Source organism: Arthrobacter sp. SX1312, from assembly GCF_002929295.1.
Lineage (GTDB): Bacteria > Actinomycetota > Actinomycetes > Actinomycetales > Micrococcaceae > Arthrobacter_D.
This window is the reverse complement of record NZ_PJIM01000002.1, coordinates 333094-358011: the sequence shown is the minus strand read 5'-3', so window position 1 is coordinate 358011 and position 24918 is coordinate 333094. Positions and strand designations below refer to the sequence as shown.

The 24918-nt window shown below is 69.9% G+C and carries 27 protein-coding genes; 13 read left to right on the top strand and 14 right to left on the bottom strand.

Annotation, left to right across the window (positions count from 1 at the left end; all coding sequences use genetic code 11):
- Nucleotides 1–714, top strand: coding sequence for a hypothetical protein (locus CXQ92_RS09085; RefSeq protein WP_146067424.1), 714 nt, complete (start codon nt 1–3; stop codon nt 712–714).
- Nucleotides 715–981: 267 nt separating this feature from the next.
- On the opposite strand, the gene CXQ92_RS09080 is transcribed toward CXQ92_RS09085, so the two are convergent.
- The 5 genes from CXQ92_RS09080 to CXQ92_RS09060 form a co-directional block, all read right to left on the bottom strand.
- Nucleotides 982–1260, bottom strand: a complete 279-nt coding sequence (locus tag CXQ92_RS09080) for an HPr family phosphocarrier protein (protein ID WP_104167397.1) — start codon at nt 1258–1260, stop codon at nt 982–984.
- A gap of 52 nt (nt 1261–1312) precedes the next feature.
- Entirely contained in the window at nt 1313–3406 is a 2094-nt protein-coding gene (locus CXQ92_RS09075) for a fructose-specific PTS transporter subunit EIIC (RefSeq protein WP_104167395.1), read from the bottom strand.
- On the bottom strand, nt 3406–4425 hold the full coding sequence (locus CXQ92_RS09070; RefSeq protein WP_104167393.1) for a 1-phosphofructokinase family hexose kinase: 1020 nt from the start codon (nt 4423–4425) through the stop codon (nt 3406–3408). Before CXQ92_RS09070 ends, CXQ92_RS09075 begins: the two co-directional genes overlap by 1 nt.
- Nucleotides 4422–5189, bottom strand: a complete 768-nt coding sequence (locus CXQ92_RS09065) for a DeoR/GlpR family DNA-binding transcription regulator (protein ID WP_104167391.1) — start codon at nt 5187–5189, stop codon at nt 4422–4424. The genes CXQ92_RS09070 and CXQ92_RS09065 overlap by 4 nt, the downstream gene beginning before the upstream one ends.
- 198 nt (nt 5190–5387) lie before the next feature.
- On the bottom strand, nt 5388–5645 hold the full coding sequence (locus tag CXQ92_RS09060) for a DUF6458 family protein (protein WP_104167389.1): 258 nt from the start codon (nt 5643–5645) through the stop codon (nt 5388–5390).
- A 339-nt stretch (nt 5646–5984) separates the two neighbouring features.
- Between CXQ92_RS09060 and CXQ92_RS09055 the strand changes: the two genes are divergently transcribed.
- Entirely contained in the window at nt 5985–6254 is a 270-nt protein-coding gene (locus tag CXQ92_RS09055; RefSeq protein WP_104167387.1) for a GlsB/YeaQ/YmgE family stress response membrane protein, read from the top strand.
- Nucleotides 6255–6442: 188 nt separating this feature from the next.
- The gene (locus tag CXQ92_RS09050; RefSeq protein ID WP_104167385.1) at nt 6443–7228 is read left to right on the top strand and encodes a hypothetical protein; all 786 of its coding nucleotides are present in this window, start codon (nt 6443–6445) and stop codon (nt 7226–7228) included.
- Here CXQ92_RS09050 and CXQ92_RS09045 read toward each other — a convergent pair.
- Entirely contained in the window at nt 7225–8472 is a 1248-nt protein-coding gene (locus CXQ92_RS09045; RefSeq protein ID WP_104167384.1) for a DUF445 domain-containing protein, read from the bottom strand. The genes CXQ92_RS09050 and CXQ92_RS09045 overlap by 4 nt on opposite strands.
- Nucleotides 8473–8601: 129 nt before the next feature.
- On the opposite strand from CXQ92_RS09045, the gene CXQ92_RS09040 reads away from it, so the two are divergent.
- Nucleotides 8602–9468 carry a glycerophosphodiester phosphodiesterase family protein gene (locus CXQ92_RS09040; protein WP_104167382.1) on the top strand — a complete coding sequence of 289 codons (867 nt, stop codon included), beginning with the start codon at nt 8602–8604 and terminating at the stop codon, nt 9466–9468.
- Between the two features lie 19 nt (nt 9469–9487).
- Nucleotides 9488–11326 (top strand): glycoside hydrolase family 15 protein, encoded by a 1839-nt coding sequence (locus CXQ92_RS09035; RefSeq protein WP_219815701.1) that lies wholly within the window; start codon nt 9488–9490, stop codon nt 11324–11326.
- A 60-nt stretch (nt 11327–11386) separates the two neighbouring features.
- Here the strand turns inward: CXQ92_RS09035 and CXQ92_RS09030 are convergent, their stop codons facing one another.
- Nucleotides 11387–12577, bottom strand: a complete 1191-nt coding sequence (locus CXQ92_RS09030) for a zinc-dependent alcohol dehydrogenase (protein WP_104167378.1) — start codon at nt 12575–12577, stop codon at nt 11387–11389.
- 99 nt (nt 12578–12676) lie between these two features.
- Between CXQ92_RS09030 and CXQ92_RS09025 the strand changes: the two genes are divergently transcribed.
- Together CXQ92_RS09025 and CXQ92_RS09020 are read left to right on the top strand one after the other, a co-directional pair.
- Nucleotides 12677–13405, top strand: a complete 729-nt coding sequence (locus CXQ92_RS09025; protein WP_104167376.1) for an AzlC family ABC transporter permease — start codon at nt 12677–12679, stop codon at nt 13403–13405.
- Nucleotides 13402–13713: an AzlD domain-containing protein gene (locus CXQ92_RS09020; protein WP_104167375.1), complete on the top strand. Its 312-nt coding sequence runs from the start codon at nt 13402–13404 to the stop codon at nt 13711–13713. The genes CXQ92_RS09025 and CXQ92_RS09020 overlap by 4 nt, the downstream gene beginning before the upstream one ends.
- Before the next feature lie 93 nt (nt 13714–13806).
- On the opposite strand, the gene CXQ92_RS09015 is transcribed toward CXQ92_RS09020, so the two are convergent.
- Genes CXQ92_RS09015 through pta form a run of 3 tightly spaced genes read right to left on the bottom strand, consistent with a single transcriptional unit; the run spans nt 13807 to nt 17423 of the window.
- Entirely contained in the window at nt 13807–14145 is a 339-nt protein-coding gene (locus tag CXQ92_RS09015) for a YnfA family protein (protein WP_104167373.1), read from the bottom strand.
- 31 nt (nt 14146–14176) lie between these two features.
- Nucleotides 14177–15292, bottom strand: a complete 1116-nt coding sequence (locus CXQ92_RS09010) for an acetate/propionate family kinase (protein WP_104167371.1) — start codon at nt 15290–15292, stop codon at nt 14177–14179.
- Nucleotides 15293–15341: 49 nt separating this feature from the next.
- Nucleotides 15342–17423 (bottom strand): phosphate acetyltransferase, encoded by a 2082-nt coding sequence (gene pta, locus CXQ92_RS09005; RefSeq protein WP_104167369.1) that lies wholly within the window; start codon nt 17421–17423, stop codon nt 15342–15344.
- Between the two features lie 116 nt (nt 17424–17539).
- On the opposite strand from pta, the gene CXQ92_RS09000 reads away from it, so the two are divergent.
- Complete coding sequence (locus CXQ92_RS09000) at nt 17540–17884, top strand: helix-turn-helix transcriptional regulator (RefSeq protein ID WP_104167367.1); 345 nt, start codon at nt 17540–17542, stop codon at nt 17882–17884.
- 12 nt (nt 17885–17896) lie between these two features.
- On the top strand, nt 17897–18397 hold the full coding sequence (locus CXQ92_RS08995; protein WP_104167365.1) for an SRPBCC domain-containing protein: 501 nt from the start codon (nt 17897–17899) through the stop codon (nt 18395–18397).
- A gap of 73 nt (nt 18398–18470) precedes the next feature.
- On the opposite strand, the gene CXQ92_RS08990 is transcribed toward CXQ92_RS08995, so the two are convergent.
- Both CXQ92_RS08990 and CXQ92_RS08985 read right to left on the bottom strand, forming a co-directional pair.
- Nucleotides 18471–19616 carry an acyl-CoA desaturase gene (locus tag CXQ92_RS08990; protein WP_104167363.1) on the bottom strand — a complete coding sequence of 382 codons (1146 nt, stop codon included), beginning with the start codon at nt 19614–19616 and terminating at the stop codon, nt 18471–18473.
- 20 nt (nt 19617–19636) lie between these two features.
- Nucleotides 19637–20749: a ferredoxin reductase gene (locus CXQ92_RS08985; protein WP_104167362.1), complete on the bottom strand. Its 1113-nt coding sequence runs from the start codon at nt 20747–20749 to the stop codon at nt 19637–19639.
- 97 nt (nt 20750–20846) lie between these two features.
- Here CXQ92_RS08985 and CXQ92_RS08980 point away from each other — a divergent pair, with 97 nt between their 5' ends.
- Nucleotides 20847–22055 (top strand): CdaR family transcriptional regulator, encoded by a 1209-nt coding sequence (locus tag CXQ92_RS08980; RefSeq protein WP_104167360.1) that lies wholly within the window; start codon nt 20847–20849, stop codon nt 22053–22055.
- On the opposite strand, the gene CXQ92_RS08975 is transcribed toward CXQ92_RS08980, so the two are convergent.
- Both CXQ92_RS08975 and CXQ92_RS18135 read right to left on the bottom strand, forming a co-directional pair.
- Nucleotides 22052–22921 (bottom strand): AlkA N-terminal domain-containing protein, encoded by an 870-nt coding sequence (locus tag CXQ92_RS08975; RefSeq protein WP_258069833.1) that lies wholly within the window; start codon nt 22919–22921, stop codon nt 22052–22054. The genes CXQ92_RS08980 and CXQ92_RS08975 overlap by 4 nt on opposite strands.
- Nucleotides 22918–23061, bottom strand: a complete 144-nt coding sequence (locus tag CXQ92_RS18135) for a hypothetical protein (protein WP_181033609.1) — start codon at nt 23059–23061, stop codon at nt 22918–22920. The genes CXQ92_RS08975 and CXQ92_RS18135 overlap by 4 nt, the downstream gene beginning before the upstream one ends.
- An 84-nt stretch (nt 23062–23145) precedes the next feature.
- Between CXQ92_RS18135 and CXQ92_RS08970 the strand changes: the two genes are divergently transcribed.
- From CXQ92_RS08970 to CXQ92_RS08960, 3 genes are all read left to right on the top strand, one after another.
- Complete coding sequence (locus CXQ92_RS08970; protein ID WP_104167358.1) at nt 23146–23745, top strand: heme-binding protein; 600 nt, start codon at nt 23146–23148, stop codon at nt 23743–23745.
- A 99-nt stretch (nt 23746–23844) separates the two neighbouring features.
- Nucleotides 23845–24150, top strand: coding sequence for a DUF4193 domain-containing protein (locus tag CXQ92_RS08965; protein WP_043442948.1), 306 nt, complete (start codon nt 23845–23847; stop codon nt 24148–24150).
- Nucleotides 24151–24263: 113 nt separating this feature from the next.
- A complete protein-coding gene (locus CXQ92_RS08960; RefSeq protein ID WP_104167356.1) occupies nt 24264–24905 on the top strand; it encodes an alpha/beta hydrolase in 642 nt (213 codons plus the stop codon).
- Nucleotides 24906–24918: the final 13 nt, after the last annotated feature.

The window sequence follows — 24918 nt, the reverse complement described above, 5'->3', positions numbered from 1 at the left end:
ATGACGATCCAATGGGCGGCACTCGGCCTGTGCGCCGCCGGCTCCGCGATCCGCATCCCGGGCCTGCGGGACGCTCGTGGGCGCACCATGTTCCTGGCGCTCGTGCTCCTCACCTTTGCCGTCGGTCTATCGATCGATCCGCTCTACCGGGCGATGGACGCGGTCCTCGGCGGTGTCAACGTCGCGAACCTCCTGCTGCGGATGGCCCTGTACGCCGTCTTCCTGCTGTTCGGGATCCGGATGGCGGCCGCCTTCGGTTCCATGCGCGCCCGGCGTCTGATCGCAGGACCCTTCGGCCTGTCCATCCTGGCCCTGACGGTCGCGGCGACACTCCACTTCTTCGTGTCCAGTGAGCTCGAGGGGAGCTCGACCGGCCTGCACGCCTTCGCGGGCCAGGACACGGTGCAGCAGTACGCCGCGGTCGGTCGGCTCTATCCGGGGTATGTCGCAGCCTGCCTCGTGATCCCGGCGGCGCTGGCGGCCTTCGACCGGCATGCGCGGATCATCCACCGCGTCGCGTGCGCCCTCGTGGCCTCCGGCTACTCGCTCGTGGTGGTGTTCGTGCTGCTGAGGCTGACGGCCCTGGACCTGATGTACTGGGACGTCCTCCTGCCGTTCTCGGCCATCCTGCTGACCGTCCTGGGCCTCTGCCTGATCCGGGCGAGCCACGTCATCGGCAGGAGAAGCGCCTCCGCCGCGAACAGGCTCGCCTAGACGGCCGGGCGGATCGACGCCGACTGCACGGCGTGCAGGAATAGTGACGCGTTTGTGTCCTCCTGCTGTTCACGTTTCCATCATGGTGTGCGAAAATTATGATTATGTAACTGCCGCTTTCCGTGGGGGGTCAGCGGATCGTTACCCGGCAGGCAGGTACGCCCGTCACAACGGGTGGACTCACCTGTTGGTCTCATGCTGGGGACGCACGAAGGGCACCACTCGCCACGTATGCACGGCGGATGGTGCCCTCTGTGTCGGTGCGGACTACGCGGCGTCGTGGTCCGTCTCGATGATGCGGGCCAGGGCCTCGAGCGCGCTCTCGGCGCCGTCACCCTCGGCGCGCAGGACGACGACGTCGCCGTGCGAGGCTCCGAGGCTCATGAGCGACAGGATGCTCGACGCGTCCATGGCTTCCTCGGCGGGCTCGCCGTCCATCGCGATCGTGATCTCGAGGGGAAGCTCTCCCGCAGCCTCTGCGAAGATCGATGCCGGGCGGGCGTGCAGCCCCACGCGGCTCGCGACGGTTGCCTTGCGTTCTGCCATGATGTGCTCCTTTGTCGTGAATGGGTTCCAGTACAGCCAAGCCGACTGGAGGTCAGGCTGCAACCGGCTCGGACGCGGGCGTCTCCGTCTTGCGGGTCGCATAGCGCTTCAGGGCGATCACCGCGAGTGCCGAGATGACCATTCCGACCAGGATCGCGACCACGAACATCGCGAAATTCCCGATCGCGAAGAAGACGAACAGGCCGCCGTGCGGGGCCTGCGAGGTGACGCCGGTGCCCATGATGATGGCGCCGGTGACCGCGGAACCCAGCAGGGATGCAGGGATCACGCGCAGCGGATCGGCGGCCGCGAACGGGATGGCGCCCTCGGAGATGAAGCTGGCACCCAGCAGCCAGGCGGCCTTCCCGTTCTCCCGCTCCGGCTCGGTGAAGCGGTTGCGGTCGATCAGGGTGGCCAGGGCCATGGCGAGCGGCGGGACCATGCCGGCGGCCATGACGGCCGCCATGATCTGCAGGGGTGCCACGTTGTCGAGCGACGCGGCCCCGAGGCCGGCGACGGCGAAGGAGTAGGCGACCTTATTGACCGGGCCGCCGAGGTCGATGGCCATCATGAGGCCGAGGATGACGCCGAGCCCGATGGCGGCCGTACCGGTCAGCCCGGACAGCCAGTTGTTGAGGCCCACGGTGAGTGCGGCGATCGGTCCGCCGAGCAGGAGGAACATCAGGCCGGACGCCACGATGGACGCCACGAGCGGGATGATCACCACCGGCATGAGGCTCCGCAGCCAGCGGGGCACGGACAGGCGGCCGATCATCATGGCCGCGTACCCGGCGAGCAGGCCGCCGACGATCCCTCCGAGGAAGCCTGCGCCCATGAAGCCGGCCACCGCACCGGCGACGAAGCCGGGAGCGATGCCGGGACGGTCCGCCAGTGCGTACGCGATGTAGCCGGCGAGGGCGGGGACGAGGAATCCGAGCGACAACTGGCCGATCTTGAAGGCCACGGCCCCGAGGTACTCGCCGAGCCCTCCGGCCGGCAGATCCACCAGGCTGTTCTCGAGGACCACGGCGTCCGCAGTCTCCGTGATGAGGTACCCGCCCAGGAGGAAGCCGAGGGCGATGAGCAGGCCACCGCCCGCCACGAACGGGATCATGTAGCTGACGCCGGTGAGCAGTGCGCGCTTGAGCGTGCTGCCCACGCTGTCCCGGCCACCGTCGTCATCCGCCTGCTGGTCACCGGCGGTGCCGGCGACCCTGCGCGCATTGGGGTTCCCGGCCGCGGCGAGGGCTTCCTCCACCATCTCGCCCGGCTCGTCGATGCCACGCTTGACGGGCGAGCTGATGACAGGGAGGCCTGCGAAGCGCTGCTTGTCGCGAACGTCGACGTCGACGGCGAAGATCACGGCATCGGCCGCGGCGATGACCGACGGGTCCAGCGGCGTGGCGCCGGAAGAGCCCTGTGTCTCGACCTGGAGGTCGATCCCGCGCTCCTTGGCCGCCGCGACCAGGGAGTCGGCCGCCATGTAGGTGTGGGCGATGCCGGTGGGGCACGCGGTCACGGCTACGAGGCGTCGCGCCCGGGTGTCGGTCGACCGGGTCCGGTCGACGGCGGGTCCCGTGGTGTCGGTCCCGGCGGGCGAGGTGCCGAGCGTGGCTGCGGCCTCACTCGTGCGGGACCCGGCGGCGGACCCGGCGGAATGGGCTCCGGCGGCCGGGGCAGCTGACGGCGCGTCGCCGAGGCCGAGTGCACCGTTGACGAGGGCGACGACGTCGGCCGGGGACTGCGCGGCGCGCAGCGAGGCGGTGAAGTCCTTCTTGATCAGCGACCGGGCGAGCTTGGACAGCAGTTTCAGATGCTCCTGGTCCGCCCCGTCGGGGGCGGCGATGAAGAACACGAGGTCCGCCGGGCCGTCCTTGGCCCCGAAGTCCACGGGTGGGGACAGGCGTGCCATGACGAGGGTCGCTTCCGAGACGGCCGTGGACCGGCAGTGCGGGATCGCGATGCCGCCGGGGATGCCGGTCGAGGTCTTCTCCTCCCGGGCGAGTGCGTCGGCATACAGGCCGTCCACCTCCGTGGAGCGGCCCTGGGCGGCAACCCGTTCCGCGAGGTGGCGGATGACCGAGGGACGATCGTTCCCCAGGTCCATGTCCAGAGCCACGAGCTCCGGAGTGATGATGTCGGACATCAGAATTCCTCCTGTTGGGGCCCTGCGGTGGACCCGATTGCGCTTGGTTCGATCACGGGCAGCGTGACCTCGAGGGGTGTGACCACGACGACGTCCGGCGTGGTCTGGTCGAGCGATGGAACTGTGGAACCGGGAAGGGCAGCGGCCGCCGATCCGTGGGCGACGGCCTGGCGCAGGCAGTTCTCCGGACGTTCTCCTGCAGAGTGCGCCAGCAGGTAGCCGGCCAGCGCGGAATCGCCGGCGCCGACCGTGGAGCGTGCCGTGACGGGTGGGTGCACGGCATGCCATGCCCCTGCGCCCGTCACGAGCAGGGCGCCCTTGGATCCAAGGGTCGCCAGTACCGCTCCGACCCCCGCGGCGATGAGCACCGCGCAGGCCCTCGCGGCCAGTTCATGGTCCTGCTCGAGCTCGTCACCCGTGCCGATACCGCTCAATTCGCTGAGCTCCTCGGCGTTGGGCTTCAGCAGGTCCGGAGCCGGGATGCCGGCGGCGGCCGCGATGAGCGGCCCGCCGCTGGAATCGATCGCGACGAGGGGCGCCTCCGGTCCGTACGCCTTCCGCACGGCAGCGGTGACCGTCGTGTAGAAGGTGGACGGGACCCCCGGGGGCAGTGACCCGGCGAGGACCAGCCAGTCCGCGCCGTCGCTCTCGGCGACCACGACCGCGAGGAGTTCCTCGAGGCCGGCGGGGGAGAGTTCGGGGCCGGGCTCGTTGATCTTCGTCGTCGTGCCGTCCGGCTCGGTGATGGCCGTGTTGATACGGAGCCCGGCGCCGATCGGCAGGTTGCGGAACGGGAGGGAGATGCTCCGCAGCCCCGCGAGGACGGCGTCGTCGTCGTCGCCGGGCACGATCGCGAGGGTTTGGATGCCGGACATCGCGAGGGCGCGGCTCACGTTCACGCCCTTGCCGCCCGCCTCCTGCACCACGCGGACGGCACGCTGCACGGCTCCGCGTACCAGGGGCGTGTTCAGCTCCACGGTGCGGTCGATACTCGGATTGGCGGTGAGGGTGACGATCACGCGACGATCACCTCCACGTCGGCGTCGGTGAGGGCCTCCGCGAGGGGGCCCCGGGGTGCTCGGTCGGTGATGAGGGCATCGATATCCTCCAGGTAGGCGAAGCTGGTCAGGGTTTCCTCGTCGAACTTCGACGAGTCCGCCAGGAGCACCACGCGCCGGGCGGAGCGGACGAGGGCGGTCTTCACGGCCGCCTCGTCGACGTCGGGCGTGCTGAGGCCGAAGCCGGCCGCGAGCCCGTTGGCGCCGATGAAGGCGATGTCCGCGCGAAGGCGGGAGAAATGGGTCACGGTGCTGCTGCCGACGGCGGCACTCGTCAGTGCCCGGACCCGGCCGCCCACGAGTTCCACGCTCAGCCCGGCACCCGAGATCAGCGCGGCGATCGGGACGGAATGGGTGATCACGGACAGGCCCGTGCGGCCCTCCTCGACGAGCAGGTCGGCGAGGGCTCCGGTGGTACTCCCGGCATCGAGCACGACGGCGCCGGTCACGGGGGTGAGCGCGAGGGCTGCCTCTGCGATGCGCCGCTTCTCCGGGGAGCGCTGCGCAGATCGGCTGGTCAGGCTCGGTTCATTCGTCGTCGCGCCGCTTCCGGCGACGGCGCCGCCGTGGACACGCCGCAGGACGCCGTCGTTCTCGAGGAGGGCGAGGTCCCTCCTGACGGTCTCCTTGGTGATGCCGAAGCGCGAGGAGAGCCCAGCGACGGTGACGCGGCCGTCGGCGGAGACCAGGCTGCTGATCTGGCGGTACCGCTCTTCCGCGAACATGGGGACTCCATCGTCATGGCCGTCGGTCGGGGCCGACGGCATGTGGCTTCATCTGTGTTTGAGTGACCCTATCTTTGCTTTGGGTGTGACGTCAAGCACTTTCGTGCCCTGAAATCGGAAGGAGGCGACACATCCGGCCGTAAACGCAGACAAAGAAAGGCCGGGACATGGTCCCGGCCTTTCTGGTGCTACTGGAGGTCAGAGCCCCGAATCGCGGGTCTCGTTGCGCGTGATGGTCTCGCCGGTGTGGGGATCGACGACGGATCGCGACTCCGACACGCGGTTCTGCCTGCGCGGAGCCGCGAGGAGGAGGGAGGCGATCAGGCCGATCACTCCCACCGCCATGAGGATGTAGCCGACCAGGTTGATGTCGACGATGCTGACGACGTCTGCCTGAATGGCAAAAGCAAGAATTGCACCGAGTGCAATAAGGAAGATCGAAGAACCGATTCGCATTAGCAATACTCCTTCAGTGAGGGCTCGATGGGAGTTTTATAACAATTCCCCAGCGGTTTCGCTTCCAGTGCCACCCACTCCCGAGGCGGGCCCGCCTGCCGTCATCATACGGCGTGTCGCGCTTCTTGGAGGCGTGTCGGCGCGCCGAACCTGCGCACCGTAACACTTCGGGAAGTATTCGCCCCAGGCACTGCTGAACGATATTCGCAGGGTGCTACGATTGCACCCTAAGCAGGCTGATGAAGTACACTTGAGGTGAGTTGCGCTCAGGTGCATCGAACTAACAGGTAGTGCGCTTCCCTCGGGCGGGGCACTGGATATCACTCAAGGAGCATCATTATGGGAATTATTGGTTGGCTTGTTCTGGGCCTTCTCGCCGGCGCGATCGCAAAGCTGATCCTCCCGGGTCGCCAGGGCGGCGGATGGGTCATCACGCTCGTCCTCGGCGTCGTCGGAGCCCTGCTGGGCGGATTCATCGGTAGCGCGATCTTCGGCGTCGGTGTCGACAGCTTCTTCGACCTGTCGACGTGGCTGCTGGCCATCGGCGGCGCACTGATCGTGCTCGTCATCTACGGCGCCGTCACCGGCCGCAAGGGCTCGCGCGTCTAATCAGCAGTACCGGCTGCACCGTGGGGGAGCAGTTATCGAGAGGGCGTCACCGGCTACCGGGGGCGCCCTCTCCTGTTGCCGGAGCCTGACGGGCGGCCCTCTGCCGGCAGCAGAACCCCGGCCCGGCAGCACACGCCCCACCTAGAATCATCAGCAGCAGCACATCGATCACCGGCGGAAGGACCACGATGTTTGGCCGTAACAAGGAGAACCCAGCCGCGAAGGCTGCGAACAAGACACTGTTCGACAAGGACGGCAACCCGAAACCCGCCATCCTCCGGGGGATCGAGCGCGCCCTGGACATCCAGCGGCCCCTGATCATCGCCAACATCGACCGCCTCCGTGGCCGCAACCCGGAGGCGTCTCCCGCGGAGCTGACGCTACTGCTGGAACGCGACTACCTGCGCGCCACGACGGTCGCCGGAGCGGCGGTCGGCGCGACTGCCGCCCTCCCCGCCGTCGGCACACTCGCCGCGCTCGGACTGTCCGGCGCTGCGACGGTCGGGTTCCTCGAGGCGACCGCGCTCTACGCCGAGTCGGTCGCCGAACTGCACGGCGTCCGCACGGATGACCCCGAGCGGTCGCGCGCCATGGTGATGGCCATCCTCATGGGCGAGGAGGGCACCGCGCTCGTCCGCTCCATCCTGGGTTCCTCCGCCGGGCAGGGAGCACCCCAGTACTGGGGCCAGCTGGTCGACAAGTCCGCTCCGGCGTCACTGGTGAAGACCCTGACCGGGTCCATCCAGAAACGGTTCCTGAAGAAGTTCCTCGCCAAGCAGGGCGGCTTCATGCTCGGGCGCGCACTGCCGTTCGGGGTGGGCGCCGTGATCGGCGGAACCGGTAACCACCTCATGGGCAAGGCCGTCATCCGCACCACGCGCGAGGCCTTCGGTCCGCTGCCGCGGACCATCCCCGGCGAGCTGGCCGAGGTGCTGCAGCTTCCCGATCCGGACTCGCGGAAGAAGCGGGCCTAACCGAAGATCGCGTGGGCGACGGCGAAGATCAGCAGGCCGGCCAGCGAGCCGACCACGGTGCCGTTGATGCGGATGAACTGCAGGTCCTTGCCGACCTGCAGTTCGATCTTGCGTGACGTCTCCTCGGCGTCCCAGCGGCCCACCGTCTCGGAGATGACCCCGGCGATCTCGCTGCGGTAGGTGCGTACGGCGTAGGAGGCGCCGTCGGCGATCCACAGGTTCACGCGGTGGGCGAGGTCGGCGTCGCTCGTCAGGCGTGAGCCGAAGTCGCGGATGGCCGCCTTGAACTTCGAGGTCAGTTCGCTGTCCGGGTCATTCACGGCCTCCAGGAGGGCGTTCTTGATGGTCGACCAGGTGCGCGCGGTGAGGTCGCGGACCCGGGGGTCGTCGAGCAGCTGTCCCTTGATCTCCTCGGCCTTGGCGATCGTCTCGGGCTTGTGCTGCAGGTCCCGCGCCAGGTCCCTGAGGTACTTGTCGATGGCGATCCGGACGTCGTGCTGCTGATCGTCCTGGATCGCGCGGATGAATTTCGACAGTTCCGCGTGCACGCGGTCACCGACGACGCCGTCGACGAGGCGGGGAACCCAGGTGGGGGACCGCTGCGCGACGACCCGCGTCACAACGGCGTAATTGGCGTCCACCCAGTCGGCGGCGCGGTCCACCAGCAGGTCCACGAGCCGGTGGTGGTGTCCGTCCGCGAAGACGCGCTCGGCGATACTGCCGATCGGCGGGCCCCAGGGTGGATCCAGCAGGTGCTTCCGGACCATCGATTCGATCACGGCCTGCACGGCGTCGTCGTTCAGGACCGTGAACATCCCCCGGATCAGCGCTGCTCCCTCCGCTGCCACCCGGTCGGCGCTCTCCGGCTTCGAGAGCCAGGCCCCGGCCTTCTGGGCGATGCGCGCCGAGTCCAGCTTGGCCCGCACCACGTCCTCGGAGAGGAAGTTCTCCTCCACGAACTGGCCGAGCGACTCCCCGATCTGGTCCTTCTTGCGGGGGATGATGGCGGTGTGCGGGATGTTGAGGCCCATCGGATGCTTGAAGAGGGCCGTGACGGCGAACCAGTCGGCGAGCGCGCCGACCATGCCGCCCTCTGCGGCCGCCCGGACGTACTGGAGCCAGGGATAGGTGTCCTGCAGGGCGAAAGCCACCACGAAGATCACCGCCATGAGGGCCAGCAGCCCGGTCGCGAGCATCTTCATGCGGCCCAAGGCGGCTGCCCGCTCGGCGTCGGTGTCGGTCATCTGCGCGTTCACCCTCCCGAGTCTACGAGGGTGGCCTCACGCCCGGGGCGGACCGGCCGCCCGTGGTGCCCGGATCGGCCGGTCGCGTACCGTGGGAGGGACATCAATCACCACGTGAGGGGATGCCCCGTGCCTCCTGTGATCTTCGCCCATCGCGGCAGCAGCGGCACCTACGCCGAGCACACCCGCGCCGCCTACCTCCAGGCCCTCGCGGACGGCGCCGACGGCGTCGAGTGCGACGTCCACCTGACCCGGGACGAACAGCTCGTGTGCATCCACGACACCACCGTGGACCGCACCACCAGCGGGTCGGGCCGGGTGGCCGACCACACGCTGGAGGAGCTGCGTGGGCTCGACGTCTGTTCCTGGAAGGGCGCGAGCATCCCGGCCGACTACGGCGGTCCGTCCGAGCAGTTCCTCACCCTCGCGGACCTGATCCTGCTGCTGCGCCGCGCGGGGCGCCCGGTCCGGCTGGCGATCGAGCTGAAGCACCCGAGCCCGTTCGGCCTGCGGCTGGAGGACGCGCTCATCGCCTTCCTCATGGACGAGGGATGGGACCCGGAGTCCTCGATGCTCGGCACCATCGAGGTGAGTTTCATGAGCTTCAATCCTGATTCGATGCGGCAGCTGGCCGAATCGGCGCCGTCCCACATGCTGTGCCAGCTGGTGTCGGACATGAAGCCGCAGGAGGTGCGCGCCGCGCTGCGCTTCGGCCCGCTCACCGAGGGCGCCCTGATCACGGTCATGCGACGCGCCCTGAAGGAGGGCGAGCAGCTCGTGAACCGCCATCAGGTGGGCATGGTGGGCCCGGGCATGCGGTACACCCGCACCCATCGTGGCCGTGTGCGACGCTGGGTCCGCGACGGGGTGCGGGTCCGCGTGTGGACCGTGAACTCGGTCGAGGATGCGCTGTACCTCGCGGAGCTCGGGGTGCAGGAGATGACGACGGACTACCCGGCGCGGATCCGGGCCGCCCTGGAGGGAGAGCGCGGCTGACCGGGCTCTCCTGCGGAGCATGTGGTTGAGTTGCAGGATGCAATCCCCGATCGAGGACTACGCGCTCCTGTCCGACCTGCACACCGGTGCGCTCGTCTCCCGGAGCGGCAGCGTCGACTGGCTCAGCTTCCCCCGGTTCGACTCCGAGTCGGTCTTCGCCGCGATGCTCGGTACGCCGGAGCACGGCCGCTGGCTCGTGGAGCCGTCGTCGGACGCCGACGTGGTGGAGCGGAGCTACATCGACTCCACCTTCGTGCTCCAGACCCGCTGGAGGACCAGCGAGGGTGAGGTGCTGGTCACCGACTTCATGCCGGTGACGGACCGTCGCGCCAACGTGGTGCGGCGCGTCCAGGGGCTCCGGGGCGCCGTCACCATGCGGCAGGAGCTGGAGATACGTTTCGGCTACGGCGACATCACGCCGTGGGTCACGCAGGGCACACACGACGGCGGTCCGGTACTCCTCGCCATCGCCGGACCCGATGCGCTGCTCCTGCGGGGGCCGCGTCTGAAGGCGACGGACCATCGCCACGAGGGGACGTTCGTGGTGGCCGAAGGCGACGTCGTCGACCTGGAACTCGTGTGGTATCCCTCGCACCGTGAGAAGCCGGATGCGCTCGACGTCGACGAGGCGCTCGACGGCGCCATCAGCTACTGGCGGGCATGGGGCGCCAGCTGCCGGATCGAGGGCGACTACTCCGACGCCGTCCGGCGCTCCCTGCTCGTCCTGCGCGCCCTGACGCACGAGGACACGGGCGGGATCGTCGCCGCCCCCACGACGTCGCTGCCCGAGCAGTTCGGCGGCTCCCGCAACTGGGACTACCGCTTCTGCTGGCTCCGCGACGCCGCCCTGACGCTCGAGGCCATGATGACGCACGGCTTCTCCGAGGAGGCGCTGGAGTGGCGCAACTGGCTGCTGCGGGCGGTCGCCGGCGATCCCGAGGACCTGCAGATCATGTACGGGCTGGCCGGGGAACGGCACCTGCCCGAACGTGAGCTCGGGCACCTGCCCGGCTACGCCGGCTCGACGCCCGTGCGCGTGGGCAACGGCGCCGTCGACCAGTACCAGGCCGACGTCGTGGGCGAGGTAATGGTGGCGCTCGAGAAGCTGCGCATCCACGGCGTCACCGAGGACAGTTTCTCGTGGCCGCTCCAGCGGGCCCTCCTGGGGTTCGCGGAGAAGCACCTCCATGACCGGGACCACGGGATCTGGGAGATGCGCGGGGACCCCCAGCACTTCACCCATTCACGCGTGATGATGTGGGCGGCCTTCGACTGCGCGGTCCGCGCGGTGCGGGATCACGGACTGCCCGGGCCGCAGCAGCGCTGGACGGAGATCCGGGACGGCCTGCGGGAGGAGATCCTGGAACACGGCTTCAACCCCGACCTGGGTTCGTTCACCCAGGTGTACGGCGGGACCGAGGTGGATGCCTCCCTGCTCCAGCTGCCGCAGGTCGGCTTCCTCGACTTCGACGATCCGCTGATGCTGGGCACCGTGGAGCGGATCGAACAGGATCTCCTGGACGCCCACGGGCTGCTGCTGCGCTACCGCACCGGCAACTCGGACGACGGCCTCGAGCCCGGGGAGCACCCGTTCCTCGCGTGCTCCTTCTGGCTCGTGGAGCAGTACGCGCACGGCGGCAGGTCCGACGACGCCGTACGGCTCATGGATCAGCTCGTGGGCTACTCGAACGAACTCGGCCTGCTGGCCGAGGAGTACGACCCCGTCGGCGGACGCATGGCGGGCAACTTCCCGCAGGCGTTCTCGCACCTCGCCCTGGTCCGCGCCGCGGACGCGTTGCAGATGGCGGACGGGAAGGCCGGGCCCTACGAGGCGATGGCCCGGGACCAGCTGCAGTAGACAGCGACGGCGGGAGCCAGGCCACCCGGCCCGGCTCCCGCCGTCGTCCTGTCGCCGCTGCTAGAGCGTGACGCCCTGCGGCTTCAGGACCACCTTGATCGTGCCGTCCGTCTTCTTCTGGAAGTTCTTGTAGGCGGCCGGCGCCTCGTCGATCGAGACCTCATGGGTCATGAGGTCCGTGACGCCCAGCGGGTCCGAGGGATCCTCGACGATCGGGAGGAGCTCGTCCGTCCAGCGGCGCACGTTGCACTGGCCCATGCGGAACTGGACCTGCTTGTCGAACATGGTCAGCAGCGGCATGGGGGTGGCCGTGCCGCCGTAGACGCCGCTGAGGGACACGGTCCCGCCGCGGCGGACGGCGTCCATCGCCGAGTGCAGGACGCTCGTGCGGTCGCTGCCGCCGGTCTCCATGACCTTCTGCGCCAGCTTGTCCGGCAGGATGCCCACGGCGTTCTGCGCGAAGGCGCCCACGGGTGACCCGTGGGCCTCCATGCCGACGGCGTCGACGATCGCGTCCGGGCCGCGCCCGTCCGTCATGCTGCGCAGTTCCTCCGCGGTGTCCTTCGTGAAGTCGATGGTCTCGATGCCGTGGCGCTTGGCCATCTCACGGCGTTCGGGGACCGGCTCGACGGCGATCACGCGGTGGCCCAGGTGCCTGCCGATGCGTGCGGCGAACTGTCCGACCGGGCCGAGGCCGTACACCGTGAGGACGCCGTCCTTGGGTACGTCCGCGTACTGCACGCCCTGCCAGGCGGTGGGCAGGATGTCCGAGAGGTAGAGGTAGCGCTCATCGGGCAGCTCGAAGCCGACCTTGACCGCACCGTAGTCGGCGAAGGGGACGCGCAGGAACTCCGCCTGGCCGCCGGGGACGGAGCCGTACAGCTCGGAGAAGCCGAACAGGGAAGCGCCCGAGCCCTTCGCGTGCACCTGGGTGGTCTCGCACTGCGACTGCAGGCCGCGCGTGCACATGAAGCAGTAGCCGCAGGAGATGTTGAACGGGATGACGACGCGGTCGCCGACCTTGAGGTTGGTGATACCGGCACCGACCTCCTCGACGATGCCCATCGGCTCGTGGCCGAGGATGTCACCCTTGTGCATGTAGGGGCCGAGGACCTCGTACAGGTGCAGGTCCGAGCCGCAGATGGCGGTCGAGGTGATGCGGACGATGGCGTCCGTGGGTTCCTGGATCGTGGGGTCGGGTACGTTCTCCACGCTGACGTTGCGCTTGCCCTGCCATGTCACTGCCTTCATGTGGTGCTCCTCCGGGTAGTAAGTAGGCTTTCCTTTCCCACTATTCACCCCTTCGCCGCGAATGGGAAGTCGAAGCTCGCCGTCGCCTAGCCTTGTCGGGTGGTGCTTCTTCGATCTCCGGCCGTCCGCGTGGCCCTGTCCGTCGCGATCGCGACCGGTCTGTACGGGCTGTCCTTCGGTGCCCTCTCCGTGGCTGCCGGGCTGACCCTGCTCCAGACGATGGCGCTCAGCCTCCTGCTGTTCAGCGGTGGTTCGCAGTTCGCGTTCATCGGCGTCATCGCCGGGGGAGGGAGTGGCGTCTCCGCGATGTCCGCCGCGGCGCTCCTGGGGATCCGCAACGGCGTCTACGGCATGCAGGTCAACGTGCTGCTCCGGCCGTCCCGCTGGCGGAAACTGCCGGCCGCGCACCTCACGATCGACGAGTCGGTGGCCACGGCGACGGGCCAGACCGATCCGGACGAGCAGCGCCGCGGGTTCTGGGCCGCCGGGATCGGCGTCTTCGTCCTGTGGAACCTCTTCACGCTCGTCGGGGCGCTCGCAGGGAACGCGATGGGCGACCCGGCCCGGTGGGGGCTCGACGGCGCTGCCGTCGCCGCGTTCCTCGGTCTGCTCTGGCCGCGCATCCGCTCGCGCGAGCCCGCGGCGATCGCCGTCGTCTGTGCCGTCGTCACGCTCATCGCCGTGCCCCTCGTGCCGCCGGGCGTGCCGATCCTGCTCGCGGCCGTCGTGGCGGCCGTCCTCGGTCTTTCGGGCCTCGGGCCGGCGACGGAGGGCCTCGAGCCCGACGTCGAGCCCTACCCCTCCAGCCCTGCCGGAGGCACTCGATGAGCCTCTGGGGCTGGGTCCTGCTCGCGTGCGCGGTGTCGATCGCCACGAAGTTCCTCGGCTTCCTCGTGCCCGCGCGGCTGCTCGACAACCCGCGGATGCTGCGGGTCGCGGGATCGCTGACGATCGGCCTGCTCGCCGCCCTGACGGCGACGAACACCTTCGCATCCGGTCAGGCGCTCGTCGTCGACGCGCGGGTCGTGGCGCTGGTGGCGGCCGCCGTCACGCTCTGGCTGCGCGCGCCGTTCCTCGTGGTGGTCGCGGTCGGGGCGCTCGCCGCGGGCCTGGCGCGGCTGCTGGGGGCCGCGTAGGCGCGTTCAGGGTCCATGGGCGGGCGGTCCGTGCGGTCGGCTGGACCGAGGGGACGGCAACCTTCGTCCCGCTGGTGCTCGGATCGCTGCCGGCTAGGGCGTCGGGCGCGGCATGAACATGATCAGCGCCACGCCGACCAGGCACACCGCCGAGCCGAGGACGTCCCACCGGTCGGGCCGGAAGCCGTCCACGAGCATGCCCCACGTGAGCGACCCGGCCACGAACACACCGCCGTACGCGGCGAGGACCCGCCCGAAGTTCGCGTCCGGCTGCAGGGTCGCCACGAAGCCGTAGGCGCCGAGCGCCATGACGCCGAGTCCGGCCCACCACCACGGCCTGCCCTCGCGCACCGCCTGCCAGACGAGCCACGCCCCGCCGATCTCCGCGAGGGCGGCCAGCACGAACAGGAAGGTGATGCGCAGGGTCGTCATGGCTCCAGTCTGCCGGAGCGGCGGACCGCTTCTAGGACCCGCTGACGACGGCGGCCGTCGCCTCCGCGATCGCCGCCTCCTCGTCGGTCGGCACCACGAGCACGGGGAACGCCGACGCCTCGGTGCTGATGATGCGCGCGTCCCTGCTGCGCTCGCCGTTCTTCTCCTCGTCGAGTTCCAGTCCGAGGGCACCCAGCCGGGCGACGACGGCGGCGCGGAACGCGGACGCGTTCTCGCCGATGCCCGCGGTGAACACGAGTGCCTGCGCCCCGCCGACGGCCACGTGGTATCCGCCCACGTACTTCGCGAGCCGGTAGGAGGCCACCTCGATCGCCACCCTGGCCCGGTGGTCGCCGGCGTCCGCGGCCTCCGCCACGGAGCGCATGTCGTTCGTGCCCGCGAGGCCCTTGAGCCCGCTGTCGCGGTTCAGGAGGGTGTCGAGGTCCTGTTCGGTGTATCCCTCGCGCAGGAGGAACAGCAGGATGGACGGGTCGATGTCGCCCGACCGCGTCCCCATCACCAGACCCTCGAGGGGGGTGAAGCCCATCGACGTGTCGACGCTCTCGCTGTCGCGCACGGCGGTGACGGAGGCGCCGTTGCCGAGGTGTGCGATCACGCCCGTGAACGTGTCCGTGCCGAGCAGCTCCGCGGCACCGCGCGCCACGAAGGCGTGCGAGGTGCCGTGGAAGCCGTACCGCCGGATGCCGAACCTCCGGTACAGCTCGTCCGGGACCGCGTAGCGCCAGGCGTGCTCCGGGAGCGTGCGGTGGAAGGCGGTGTCGAACACCGCGACCTGCGGCATGTCCGGCCACTTGTGGGTGATGGCGCGGATGCCGGTGACGGCTGCGGGATTGTGCAGGGGAGCCAGCGGGTTGAGCCGCTCGATGGCCCGGGTGATCTCGTTGTCGATGAGCACCGGCTCGCTGAAACGCTCGCCGCCGTGGACCACGCGGTGCCCGACGGCGTCGATCCCGCGGTCGCCGAGGGCCGCGGACACCTCCCCGTCCACGCGGTCGAGCGCCGCCGCGTGGTCGGGGACCTCGGCCTCGCCGATCCGCTCGACGAGGCCTTCCGCGAGGACGTCCTCGCCCTCCCGGACCTGGTACTTGAGCGAGGACGAGCCGGAGTTGATGACGAGGATGATCATGGGGTCCTGTTCTGTGGGGTGCAGGCGGAAGGGGTGCAGGCGGACGGGGTCAGGAGGCGGCGGGCTGCTGGGCCTGCACCGCGGTGATGGCCACGGTGTTGACGATGTCCTCCACGGTGCAGCCGCGGGAGAGATCGTTGACCGGCTTGCGCAGGCCCTGCAGGACCGGCCCGACGGCGACGGCGCCGGCCGACTGCTGGACGGCCTTGTAGGTGTTGTTGCCCGTGTTCAGGTCCGGGAAGATGAACACCGTGGCCTGGCCGGCCACGGAGGATTCGGGGAGCTTGGAGGCCGCGACCGAGGCGTCGACGGCGGCGTCGTACTGGATGGGCCCCTCGACGGCGAGGTCGGGGCGCTGCGTGCGGACGAGTTCCGTGGCGCGCCGGACCTCGTCCACCGCACCGCCGGAGCCCGACTCGCCCGTCGAGTAGGAGAGCATCGCGATGCGGGGCTCCACACCGAACTGCTCGGCCGTCTCCGCCGAGGCCACGGCGATGTCCGCGAGCTGCTCCTCGTTGGGCTCCGGGTTGACCGCGCAGTCGCCGTACACCAGCACGCGGTCCTGCAGCAGCATCAGGAATACCGAGGAGACGATCTTCACGCCGTCCTTGGTCTTCACGAACTCGAGTGCCGGCCGGATGGTGTTCGCCGTGGTGTGCGCCGCCCCGGACACCATGCCGTCCACCCTGCCGAGCTGCACCATCATCGTCCCGAAGTATGCGCCTTCGAGCATGCGCTCGCGGGCTTCCTTCATCGAGACGTTCTTGTGGGCGCGGAGACGCACGTACTCGGCCGCGAACTCCTCCCGCAGGTCCGACGTCGCAGGGTCGATGAGCGTGAGGCCGCTGAGGTCGATGCCCTGGCCGGCGGCGAGCTCCCGGACCTGCGCCTCGGGCCCGAGGATCGTGAGGTCGCAGACGTCCCGGCGGTGCAGGATCTCGGCGGCCTTCAGGACGCGCAGGTCCTCGCCCTCGGGGAGGACGATGCGCTTGCGCTCCGCCCTGGCGCGCTGGATCAGTTCGTGCAGGAAGCGCAGCGGCGTCATGCTGACGGGGCGGGGCAGTTCGAGGCGTTCCAGCAGTTCGTTCTCGTCCACCTGCCGGGACCAGGCACCCAGCGCGGACGCGGCCTTGCGGCGCAGTCCGCTCGCGATCTCGCCGCGCACCTCGCTGACGTGGCGCGCCACGGTGTAGGTGTCGTCGTCGAGCGCGAAGACGGGGAACGGCGCCTGCGCGAGGAGGGCCAGGATGTTCGGATCGGGGGCGAGACCGCCGGTCAGGAACAGGGCCGACGGCACCGGGAACTCGGGCGAGAACGAGGACGCCAGGGTCGCCACGAGGACGTCCGCGCGGTCCCCCGGCACGATCACGAGGGCGCCGTCCGTGAGCAGGTGCAGGAAGTTGCCGACGTTCATCGCGGCGACGCGGACGCTCGTGACGTCCCGCTCGAGGTTCGAGTTCCCGGCGATCTGGCGGGCGCCGAGGTCCGTGGCCACCTCGGAGACGGTGGGCTGGGAGATCTCGGCCAGTTCCGGGACCACGTAGACGGGCCGGCCCGAGCGGCCGGGGCGGACCTGCTCGCTGATCGCGGTGACGGCGTCGTCGGCTGCGCGGTTGACCATCATCGCGAGGAGGGACACCTTGGCGGCGTCGAGTTCACGGCGCGCGACGTCGACGGCGTCGGCCGCCTCCTCGACGGACATGTCCTTGGCGCTGACCACCGCGAGGACCATGGCGCCGAGATTGTTGGCCAGGCGCGCGTTGAGGTCGAACTCCACGGCGGCGTCGTTCCCGGAGAGATCGGTGCCCTCGACGATGACGACGTCGCACTCGGCGGCGATCTCGCTGTAGATGGCCACGCAGCGGGCGTCGATCTCCGCGCGGTCCCCGGTCACGAGCAGGGCACGGGCCTCGGCGCGGGTGAGGCCGCCGCGGGCGCGGCTCTCGGGGAGGTCGAACGAGCGCTGCATGAGGCGGACCATGGGATCCGCGGTGGGATCGCCTCCCTCGACGATGGGCCGGAAGAAGCCCACGCGGTCGGCGTGCCGGTGCAGCATGTCGGCGAGGCCCAGGGAGATCAGGGACTTGCCGGAGCCGTTGGTCATGGCGCTCACATAAATTCCGCGGGTCATCCGGTCAGTCTTGCAGGCTCCCCGGGTGCCCGCCATAACGGGTGTCACGTCGGCGACGGCAGCAGCGGGTCCGCAACCCTTGACCGGACCGGTTCCAGCGACTAACGTACAACCACATGGTTGTAGAAACGTCGAGGCAGGACGCGGTGGACCGCCTGTTCCAGGCACTCGCCGACGCGACACGGAGGGACATCGTGGCGCGCGTCCTGGTGGCCGAGTATTCGGTATCCGGTTTGGCCGAGCAGTACGACATGAGCTTCGCGGCAGTACAGAAGCACGTGGCGGTGCTCGAGAGGGCCTCACTCGTCTCCAAGGAGAAGCGCGGACGGGAGCAGATCGTGCGCGGAGAGCTCGACGGCGTGCAGGAGGCGCGGCGCCTGCTCGACGAGTACGAGAGGATCTGGCGGCAGCGCGTGAGCAGGATCGAGGACATCCTCGCCGAAGACGAGGATCGAACCTAGGAAGGCAGCATCATGACGGTCATCAGCGCAGAGAAGGACACGCAGGAACTCAACTTCCGGCTCGTCGCCGAGTTCGACGCGGACGTGAAGCGGGTCTGGCGCATCTGGGAGGACCCCCGGCAACTCGAGCGGTGGTGGGGTCCGCCCACATGGCCCGCGACGTTCGACACCTACGACTTCGCGGTCGGCGGTCGCGCGGAGTACTTCATGACGGGGCCGGACGGCGAAAAGGCACACGGCTGGTGGATCATCACCGGCATCGCCGCACCCACGCGCCTCACGTTCGACGACGGCTTCGCGAACGAGCAGCGCGAGCCCATGGACGAGCTCGGCCGGACCCACGCCGTCGTCACGCTCGAGGACCTCGGTGGCCGCACGCGCATGACGCTGGTCACGGGGTTCGAGTCGCTCGAGCAGCTTGACCAGATGGTGGAGATGGGCATGGAGGAGGGGCTGAAGGGCGCCCTCGGGCAGGTGGACGCCCTCCTCGCGGAGGAGGACGCCGCGGTCTGACCCGAGTTGCAGACGACACGCGAAAGCGCCGCCGCCCCGCAAGGGGCGACGGCGCTTGTGTGCCTCGTGCGCGCTACGCCGTTGCTGCCTTCGCCTTGCGCGGCGGCAGGGCGAGCTTGAAGATCTTCGCCCACGTGGAACCGACCTGCTTGGGCAGCGGACCCGTGGTGTAGGGCAGCCCGTAGCGATTGCAGATCTCGCGGACCTTCACGGCCACCTCGGCGTACCGGTTGGACGGCAGGTCGGGGAAGCAGTGGTGCTCGATCTGGTGGGAGAGGTTGCCCGTCATGAAGTGCATGAGCTTCGAGCCGGAGATGTTCGCCGAGCCGATCATCTGGCGGACGTACCAGTCGCCGCGGGTCTCGCCGTCCACCTCCTCCTCCGTGAACGTGTCCGTGCCGTCGGGGAAGTGGCCGCAGAAGATGACGGCGTGCGCCCAGAAGTTGCGGATGGCATTGGCGGCGAGCGTCCCGTAGAGGGCCTGCTTGCCGGAACCGGTCAGCATGGCGACGGCGGGGGTGGCGGCGTAGTCCTTGGAGAACTGCTTGACCACCTTGACGCCCACGGCCTTCAGGTCCCGGTTCATGTCCTCCTTGGACTTGAGCCCTTCCTTGTACTCCGGGATCTCGAGGTCGTACAGGGCGATGCCCCACTCGAAGACCGGCGCCAGGATGGCGTTGTACAGCGGGTTGCCCAGGTTGAACGGCTTCCACGGCTGGTCCGGGTCCATGCGGAGGAGGTTGTATCCGATGTCCCTGTCCTTGCCGATGACGTTGGTCCAGCGGTGGTGCAGGTCATTGTGGGTGTGCTGCCAGGAGCGCGCCGGGGTGACGAAGTCCCACTCCCAGGTGGTGGAGTGGATGTCCGGATCGCGCATCCAGTCCCACTGGCCGTGCAGCACGTTGTGCCCGATCTCCATGTTCTCCATGATCTTGGCGAGGCTCAGCATGGCCGTGCCGGCGAAGAAGGCGGGCTTGTACTTGGCGAACAGGAGGGTGCCGCGGCCGGCGAACTCGAGGGATCGCTGGAGCTTGATGACGCGGCGGATGTAGGCCGCGTCGGTGGCCCCGCGCTTGGCGAGGACCTCGTCGCGGACGGCGTCGAGTTCGCGGCCGAGCTCCTCGACCTGCTCATCGGTCAGGTGCTTGGCGGCATCGGGGCGGACCAGGGGGTGGCCGGACGCCGCGAGGGCGCCCGGGCGGGTCGCTGTGGTGGTCATGAGGACTCCTCCGTTGGGGGTTACAGGTCGAGGTTCACGGGCCCGGCGGCTGCCGAGACGCAGGTCTGGATGAGCTGGCCGGGGGTGTTGTGCAGTTCACCGGAGCGCAGGTCGCGCACCTGGCCGGCACGGAGCGGGATGAGGCAGCTGTGGCAGATGCCCATCCGGCAGCCGCTCGGCATGAGGACGCCGGCATCCTCGCCGATGTCCAGCAGCGGGGTGTCGCCGTCGGCCTGCACCTCGCGGTCGGACTGCTCGAAGGTGACGAGGCCGCCGTCGTGCCCGTCGCCGGCCGTGAGGTCGGTGCTGAACCGCTCGATCGTCAGCGTGCCGGTCCGCACGCCCTGTGTCTCGGCTCCGGTGGTGACGTCCGGGACGGTCCGGGACTGCTCGAGGGCCGCCTCCCGCTCCCAGAGCTCCTCGGCATCGTCGAGGAACCCTTCGGGCCCGCAGGCATAGGCCGCCCGGGTACGCCAGTCCGGGCAGAGGTCGGCGATGGTCTGGGCGGTGAACTGCAGTCGGCCGCGGGCGCTGGTGAACCAGTGCCGGACCGTGAGGTTCGGGAACTGGTCCGCCAGCTCGTCCAGCTCCTCGCGGAACAGGCTCTTCTCCGGGGTGCTGTTGGAGTTGATGAGCACCACGTTGGCGTCCGGCCGGCGCGGGACGAGCGTCCGGATCATCGACATGACCGGCGTGATGCCGCTGCCCGCCGTGAGCATGAGCAGGGAGCGGGGGTGCTCGGGGAGGACGAAGTCGCCCTGCGGCGGGGCCAGGAACAGGACGTCGCCCGGCTTGGTGTCGCGCACCAGGACGTGGGACACCGAGCCCGCGTCCGTGACGGTGATGGCGGGATCATGGCCCGCGGCGTTGCTCAGGGAGTAGGAGCGCCACTGGCGCACCCCGTTCAGCTCGACGCCGATGCGCGCCCACTGGCCGGCCTGGTGCGCATGCCAGCCGTGCCCGGGGCGGAAGTAGATGGTGGCGGAGTCCTCGGTCTCGTGCTCCACACGCGTCACGATGCCACGGAGCTGGCGCGAGGAGTAGACGGGGTTGAAGAGCGCCAGGAAGTCTTCAGCCGTGAGGGGGGTGGTCAGCGCGGCCGTTGCCCGCGCCAACTTACGAAACCGGATCATTGAACCAACAATATAGCCTCGCCCGCTAAACCTCTGCACTCGTGGCATAGAGTTGAGGGAGAAGAATTGTCTTGACGAAACAGATCGGAGTTGTTCCTTGAGTTCTGACACGCTGGAGACCGCTCCTCCGGCGCCGCCCTGGCTCGGTCTCCCGCCGGAGGTCAGTGACCGCCTGAGGCCTCTCACGCCGGACCTCGTCGAGGCCATCATCCAGGCGGTCCCGCAGCTGGTCCCGGCGTATGCCCGGCCCATCGAGGGGAACTTCGGTCGCGGCCTGCGCAGGGGCGTGGCCGCGGCGCTCGAGCGGTTCCTCGAACTGCCGGGCACCGGGCTGCCCGCGCTGTCCGATCAGAGCCGTCAGCTGGTGGCGGGTCTGGGCCGCGGCGAGTTCCGGCAGGGTCGCAGCATGGATTCGTTGCTCGGCGCCTACCGGATGGGCGCCCGCGTCACGTTCCGGGAGATGTCGCGCCGCTCCATGGAGGAGGGCCTCGGCCCCGCCGTGGTGGTGGACCTCGGGGAATCGATCATGGCGTACATCGACGAACTCTCCGCCGTGAGCGCGGAGGCCTACGCCTTCGAGCAGTCGGAGCGGGCGGGGGCCGTGGACCGACGCCGGGCCGAACTGCTGGAGCTGCTGCTGCTCGGGCAGGCGGACGAGACCGCGCTCCGGCAGGCGGCGTCCCTCGCGGACTGGGCCGTTCCCGCGCAGGTGGCCGTGGTGACGCTGCCGCTGGATCGTGCCCGGGGGATCCGGCAGCGGCTCGGGACGGGGGCGATCGTCGTCGAACGCGAGACCGACGCCGTCGCCCTGGTGCCCGAACGGGGGGTGTGGCAGCGGGCCGAGCTGAACCGCGTGCTCACCGGGCGGAGCGCGGCCATCGGGCCCGCGGGAGGCCTCGACCAGGTGGCGCAGTCGCTGCGGCTGGCCGTGCTGGCGGCCTCCATGCTGCCACCGCGCGAGGGCGCGGAGGAGCCGCCCGTCTGGGCGGACGAACACATGACCGAGGTGGTTCTCGCAGCCGAACCCTCGGCCGTCGGGGAGCTGGCCCGCAGGAGGCTCGCCCCGCTGGCCGTCCTGCCGGACGTCCAGCGCATCAAGCTCGAGGAGACCCTGCTGGCCTGGCTGCGGCACTGGGGGCAGCGTGCGCCGATCGCCGAGGAGCTGGGCATCCACGGGCAGACGGTCGGCTACCGCGTGCAGCAGCTGCGGGAGCTGTTCGGCGACGACCTGAAGGACCCGAAGGTGCGCTTCGAACTGGAGATCGCGCTGCGCAGCGACCGGAAGGCCCCGGCCCAGTACTCCTAGGGTCCGCTGTAGGTGGCGGCCGTCCAGAGATGGAACAGGGCGTACGCGCGGTAGGGGCGCCAGGCCTCCGACAGCCTCTCGGCGTCGCGGATGCTCGGGTTCCCCAGTGCGCGGCGTGCCACGAGGTCGCCGGGCGTGAACGCGTCCGGATCGCGGAGGACCCGCACCGCGAGGTAGTCGGCGGACCAGGGGCCGATCCCGGGGATGGCGAGCAGCTCCCTGCGCTGCAGCGCGTGATCGGCGTCGGGATCGAGCGTCAGGCCGCCGACGACGGCGCGCGCCACGTTCTGGACGGTCGCGGCGCGCGTGCGGGTGACGCCCACCGCGGCGCGCAACTCCTCGTGCGGTGCGGCGGCGATGGACCGGGCTGTCGGGAACAGGGTCAGGCCCGACGCCGACGGCTCCCCGTAGGCCGCCGCGAGCCTGCCGCCGAAGGTGCCGCCCGCAGCGACCGAGACCTGCTGGCCGAGGACCGTCATGACGGCGGCCTCGAAGGCGTCCGGGTAGCCGACGGCGCGCAGCCCGGGACGTCGGCGGACCAGCGGGCCGAGGAGGGGGTCGGCGTCGAACGCGCGCTCGACGGCGGTGGTGTCCGTGTCGAGGTCCAGCCAGCGGCGCGTGGTGCGCGTGAGGTGCGCGAACTCGGCGTCGTCGTCCGTGTCCGCGGTGAGCTCGACGGCGTCGGGCCGGATGGTGACCGCGATGCGGCGCGGGCCGCCCGGCGTCGGCAGCAGCCTGATGTGGGAGCGGCCGCTGGTGCCCGTACCGGTGACCTCACACCCCGGGATGGCGTGGTTCGCGAGGAGCGCTGCCATCGGACCCGCCGCGAGGGCCCCGTTCGGGGTGAGGACCGCGGTTCGGCTCACGGGAGGATGGCGTCCGGCATGTCCCTGCGGCCGGCGTCCGGGGCGCGCGCGATGCTGCGGGTGCTGCGACCGTCGACCCCCAGGGGCGCACCCGTGGCTGCGGGGCCCGTCCTGCCGCTGAGATCGGGTGCCGATGCCATAAGAGCTCCTGGAGGGTTCGGGAAGGGGTCCGGGTCCCACCCTACGACGGCCGACGGTCAGGATCGGGGCGTACCATCCCCGGCATGACCGAGCAGCAGCCCTACACCCTGATCGACACCTATCCGGGGTTCGAACTGCGGGCCTACCCGGCGCACGTCGTCGCCGAGGTGGACGTCGAGGCCGCGTTCGACGACGCCGGCACCGCGGCGTTCCGGATGCTCGCCTCGTACATCTTCGGTGCGAACACCGCAGGGCGGCAGCTCGCCATGACGGCGCCCGTGACGCAGCAGGCGGCCGGTCCGCACGGGGAGGGGAGATCCGAGCAGCCGGCGACGACGGCCCCGGTGACCCGGCAGAGGGCGCCGACCGGTCACACCGTGGCGTTCGTGCTGCCCACCGACGTCTCCCTCGCCACCGCGCCGGTCCCCGACGACCCTCGCATCCGCGTGGTGGAGAAGCCGGCAGCCACCGCCGCCGTCGTGTCCTTCTCCGGTCGCGGAGGCCGGGCGTCCTTCGAACGGCACCTCGAGGGACTGCTGGCGGCCGCGGAGAAGGCAGCCTTCGTGCCGCGGGGTGAACCCCGGTACGCGCGCTTCGATCCGCCTATCACGCCCGGGGTCTTCCGTCACAACGAAGTTCAGATCGACGTGGTGGGGATGCATGGAGAAAAGTCCCATCCGTAACCGGTATATTGCAGCCGGTATATGGAATACTTCCGCCTCTGCCGAGGTTGAGAGTGGCATCTGGGCGTCATTCCCGCCCATAGAAGGAGATCAACCGTAATGGCAACCGACTACGACGAGCCGCGCGTTCGTCCGGAAGACCAGCCGGCCAACGAGTCGTTGGAGGCAATTCAGGCTCAGCGCAGCGCAACCACGCAGACCGCGCTGATCGACGTCGAGGACGGTGAGACCGCCGAGGGCATCGACCTTCCGGGCGCCGACCTCTCGCACGAGGAACTCCTGATCCAGGTCATCCCCCAGCAGGAGGACGAGTTCACCTGCATGTCCTGTTTCCTGGTGCACCACCGCAGCCAGCTGGCGCGCGAGAAGAACGGCGACAAGTACTGCGCCGAGTGTGAGGGCTGACAGCTCCTCCGGATGCGCGTCGAGCCCCTGGCCCTCCGGCCGGGGGCTCCCTTCATTAACCGGTTAGGTGACCGGTCGCGCCCCACTGGCCGCAGCCGCAGTACGGTAAGGGCATGAAGTCTTCCCACGTCATCGTCCTGCCCGGAGGCGGCTACACCATGCTGTCCGACAACGAGGGTGAAGTGGTCGCCGAACGGCTGCGCTCCTTCGGCCTGTCCGCGGACGTCTTCGCCTACCCCGTCCAGACCCGCCATCCCGGACCGCTCGACGCCGTCCGTGCCGAGATCCGCCGGGTCCGCGCCGCCGGCGTCGACCGCGTGGCGCTGCTCGGCTTCTCCGCCGGCGGGCATCTCGCCGGACACACGGCGCTCGCCCCGGGGGCGCGCGACGACGAATGCGTGGATGCCGCCGTGCTCGGCTATCCGGTGGTGTCCATGGAACTCGCGACGCACCGCGGATCGCAGGACGAACTGCTCGGGTCCGAGGCGGACGGGACGCTCCGCGCCGCGACCTCACTGGACCGACTGGTCACCGGGGACGCGCCGCCGTTCTTCGTCTGGCACACAGCCGCGGACGAGGCCGTCCCCGTGGAGCATGCCTACCGGCTCGGCCTGGCACTCACCACCCAGGCCGTGCCGCACGCCCTCCACGTCTTCGAGGAGGGTGAGCACGGCCTGGGACTCGCGGAGGGACAGGGTACCGCCGAGCAGTGGAGCGGCCTGGCCGCCGCATGGCTCCAGGCGCGGGGCTGGTGACCGCCCCGGCCCG